The sequence below is a fragment of the Candidatus Andeanibacterium sp. genome (assembly GCF_057143545.1).
The window spans coordinates 1-4,114 of sequence record NZ_DBNHSF010000043.1; the positions used below are offsets into that span (position 1 = coordinate 1).

Genomic DNA, 4,114 nt, shown 5'->3' on the forward strand with positions numbered 1-4,114 from the left:
AGCGCGAGGTTCCCGCGCGCCAGGTAGGTCACGATGTTCGACGCGGTCCCGCCGGGGCAGCAGGCGACGAGGATCAGCCCGACCGCGAGCCCCTTGTCGAGCCCCATCGCCAGCGCGATCAGGAAGCCGGCAGCGGGCATGATCGCGAATTGCCCGATCACGCCGACCGCGAAGCATTTCTTGAGCCGCAGGAGCTGGCGGTAATCGTCGAAGCCGAGCGTCAGCCCCATCGCCAGCATGATCAGCCCGAGCGAGATCGACAGCAGCGGTGCGCCGAACAGCGTGTTGGAGCCATCGGTCATCCAGGTGAACAGGCCCGGCTGGAACCAGGCGAGCGCAACGCCCAACAGTGTGAGCAGCGCAAAATTGTTGGTCAGCCTCAGCAGCATCGGCCGCGTCCTCCCCCTGGCGCGGTTCGCCTCTTTCCTACTTGCCGACCGCCTGCATGTGATGCCGGATCACCTCGTCGATCACGAAGCGGATGAATTTCTCGCTGAATTCCGGGTCCAGGTCCGCCTCTACCGCAAGCGCGCGCAGCTTGGCGATCTGGTGCTGTTCGCGCGCCGGGTCGCTGGCTGGCAGGCCGACGCGGGCCTTGTGCTCGCCCACCGCCTGGGTGATGCGGAACCGCTCCGCGAGCATATGGATCAGCGCGGCATCGATATTGTCGATACTCTTTCGATACGCCGCCAGGGCGGCGTCGCTGGCTGGGTCGTCGGGCAATTGCGCGTCCGGTCGGTTCGTTTGCGAAGCCATGGCGCCCTTGCTAGCAGGGATTCCAAGCTTGCCAAGCGGGCTGTCGCATTCCATGGGCTGGTCGCATGAGTGCAGAGGTCATTCCCCTCCATCCGTCCGAACCGCACAGGCAGCCCTCGCTGGCTCCGATCCTGTCGCTCACGGCCGCCGCGATGAATTCCGTGAATGCGGTGATTCTCGACCGGATGCAGAGCGAGATTCCGTTGATCCCGGCCCTGGCCGGCCACCTGATATCGGGCGGCGGCAAGCGCATGCGGCCGATGCTGACGCTCGCCGGCGCCGAACTGGTCGGTTACCATGGCGAGCGGCATCACAAGCTCGCCGCCGCGGTCGAGTTCATCCACACGGCGACCCTGCTGCACGACGATGTGGTCGACGGGTCGGATTTGCGGCGCGGCAAGGCCGCCGCCAACATCATCTTCGGCAATCCCGCGACGGTCCTGGTGGGCGATTTCCTGTTCAGCCGCGCCTTCGAGCTGATGGTCGAGGACGGCAGCCTCAAAGTGCTGCGGATCCTCAGCCATGCTTCGGCGGTGATCGCCGAAGGCGAAGTCGACCAGCTCACCGCACAGCGCCAGATCGAAACCAGCGAAGAGCGCTATCTCGACATCATCGGGGCCAAGACCGCGGCCCTGTTCGCCGCTGCCAGCCGGATTTCCGCGGTGGTCGCCGAGTGCGGCGAGGCGGAAGAGCAGGCGCTCGACGATTACGGGCGCAATCTCGGGATCGCCTTCCAGCTGGTCGACGACGCGCTCGATTACGATGCCGAGGCGGCCGATATGGGGAAGGCTAGCGGCGACGATTTCCGCGAAGGGAAGATGACCTTGCCGGTGATCTTCGCTTACGCCCGCGGCGATGCGGACGAGCGGGCGTTCTGGAAGGCGGCGGTGCAGGGGCACCGATCGTCGGACGAGGACCTCGCTTATGCGGTCGAGCTGATCCGCAAATACGACGCCCACACCGCGACCCGTGACCGCGCGCTGCACTTCGCCCAGCGGGCGATCGATGCGCTGTCGATATTCCCCGCCGGCAAGGCGCGCGAGGCGATGGTCGAAGCGGCGCAATTCGCGGTTTCGCGGGGGTATTGAGAGCGCGCGGAGAATGGCCGCGCTGCCGATCCATGACGTCCTGCCCAACCTGCTCGAGGCTCTGCGTGAGAGCAATTCGGCGGTTCTGATCGCGCCGCCGGGCGCGGGCAAGACGACCGCGGTCGCACCTGCCCTGCTCGCAGAGGAATGGTGCAAAGGCACCGTGATCCTGCTTTCCCCCCGTCGGGTGGCGGCCCGCGCCGCCGCCGAACGCATGGCCGAATTGCTCGGCGAACAGGCCGGTGAGACGATCGGCTACCTGACGCGGCTGGACAGCAAGAAGTCTGCGGTGACCCGCGTCCTGGTCGTTACCGAAGCGATCTTCGTGGCGCAGATTCTCGACGATCCCGAACTCAAGGGCGTTTCAGCGGTGTTGTTCGACGAAGCGCATGAGCGGCATCTCGATTCCGACCTCGGCCTCGCGCTGGCGATCGAAAGCCAGCAGGTGCTGCGTGAGGATTTGCGCCTGCTGGTGATGTCGGCGACGATCGACGGCGCGCGCTTTGCGAAATTGCTCGGCGATGCGCCCGTGATCGAAAGCGCAGGCAAGGCGCATCCGCTTAGGATCGAGTGGCTCGGCGCGCGGCCCGAATTGAGGATCGAGGAAGCGATGACCAGCGCCGTACTCGCGGCATGGCGCGATGAAGATGGCGACATCCTCGCCTTCCTGCCGGGGGTTGGCGAAATCGAGCGGACAATGGAGCGGCTGGCAATTAGACTTCCCGACGTCCCGATTCTGCCGCTCCACGGGCAGGTCGATCCGGCTGGCCAGCGCGCGGCAATCCGGCGCGATCCGCAAGGCAGGCGCCGGATCGTGCTTGCCACCAGCATCGCCGAAACCTCGCTCACGCTCGACGGAGTCTCGATTGTGGTCGACAGCGGGCTGGCGCGGCGGGCCGAATTCGACCTTGCTGCCGGGGTCACCCACCTTGTGACGACGCGAGCCAGCCAGGCCGCCGCCGCGCAGCGGGCGGGGCGCGCGGCGCGGCAGGGACCGGGTGTCGCCTATCGCCTGTGGGAGGAAGCCGCGTATCCCGGTCGGCCGGAATTCGATCCGCCGGAGATCGAGATCGCAGACCTCGCATCGCTGCTACTGTCACTGGCACGGTGGGGAACCGAAGATCCTGCTTCGCTGGCCTGGCTCGATCCGCCGCCGCCGGCTTCGGTTTCCGCCGCGCGGGGCCGCCTGCAGGCGCTCGGCGCGCTCGATCGGGAAGGGCGAATAACCGAGTTCGGCGAAAAGCTGGCGAGCCTGCCACTGGAACCGCCGTTGGCGGCGTTGTTGCTGTACGGCGCGGCGGAAGGCGCGGCACGCGATGCGGCGCGACTGGCGCTGCTGTTGCAGGAGCGGGGGCTGGGCGGTCGCAACGAAGACCTTTCGCAGCGAATGGCGCGCTGGGATGGCGATCGTTCGCCGCGGGCGGAGGCGTCGCGCAGGCTGGCGGACGGCTGGGCAGCAAGAGCTCGCAGGCTTCAGACTCCCCTCCCCGACGGGGAGGGGCTGGGGGAGGGGCATTCAGCGCTTCACTCAAATTCGGAGGCCCCCTCCCGGCCTCCCCCTGAAGGGGGAGGAGGATTCTGTCCTTTGGGAGTCTTGTTGGCCCGCGCCCTTCCGGACAATCTCGCGCGCCGGCGAGATGGCTCGGGCGAGAGCTGGCTCAGCGCCGGGGGAAGGGGCTATACGCTCGATCCCGCTTCGCCATTGGCGACCGCCGAGTGGCTCGCGATCGGCGACGCGCAGGGGCAGGCCAAGGGCGCGCGGATCACCGCTGCCCTGCCGCTGACTGCACAGGAAGTCGAGCAATGGCTGGCGGACCGGATCGAGCGGCGCTCGGTCGTGCGCTGGAACGAGGCCGAAGGCAGGGTCGAGGCGCGGCTCGAACGGCGGATTGGCGCGATCACGCTGGCGAGCGGGCCCGATCCGGCGCCCGATGCGGCTGCGGTTACCGAGCTGCTTGTGGATAAGTCTCTGGATAAACTCGAGGATATCTTGCCGAAGGGCCTTCTCGCGCGGGCGAAGCATGCCGGAATCGCGGCGCTCGAACCGTCCAATCTGCGGGAACAGGCAGAGCTTTGGCTGACGCCCTTGCTTGCCGGCCGACGCGATCTCGAATTCGACAAGGGCAAATTGGTCGAAGTGCTCCTCAATCTGCTCGACTGGGATGATCGCCGGAAGCTCGACCTTCTGGCACCGCGCGAATGGGTCAGCCCGGCCGGGACGCACCATCCGATCGATTACGAGGCCGAAGGCGGACCCTCGGTCGAGGTTC

The 4,114-nt window shown here is 67.1% G+C and carries 4 protein-coding genes; 2 read left to right on the forward strand and 2 right to left on the reverse strand.

What is annotated here, in order from left to right:
- Positions 1-389, reverse strand: a 389-nt coding sequence (locus AC16XC_RS02595; protein WP_484033075.1) for a bile acid:sodium symporter family protein, incomplete at its 3' end; no start/stop codon positions are given.
- A 37-nt stretch (positions 390-426) separates the two neighbouring features.
- A complete protein-coding gene (locus tag AC16XC_RS02600) occupies positions 427-756 on the reverse strand; it encodes a chorismate mutase (RefSeq protein WP_484033076.1) in 330 nt (109 codons plus the stop codon).
- Between the two features lie 65 nt (positions 757-821).
- Between AC16XC_RS02600 and AC16XC_RS02605 the strand changes: the two genes are divergently transcribed.
- Together AC16XC_RS02605 and hrpB are read left to right on the forward strand one after the other, a co-directional pair.
- Positions 822-1,844 carry a polyprenyl synthetase family protein gene (locus AC16XC_RS02605; protein WP_484033077.1) on the forward strand — a complete coding sequence of 341 codons (1,023 nt, stop codon included), beginning with the start codon at positions 822-824 and terminating at the stop codon, positions 1,842-1,844.
- Between the two features lie 13 nt (positions 1,845-1,857).
- Positions 1,858-4,114: ATP-dependent helicase HrpB (gene hrpB, locus AC16XC_RS02610; protein WP_484033078.1), on the forward strand; the 2,257-nt coding region annotated here is incomplete at its 3' end.

Excerpts from the sequence above, each read along its gene's own strand:
- AC16XC_RS02600 (WP_484033076.1), bottom strand. The coding sequence starts at position 756 with ATGGCTTCGCAAACGAACCGACCGGACGCGCAATTGCCCGACGACCCA.
- AC16XC_RS02605 (WP_484033077.1), top strand. The coding sequence starts at position 822 with ATGAGTGCAGAGGTCATTCCCCTCCATCCGTCCGAACCGCACAGGCAG.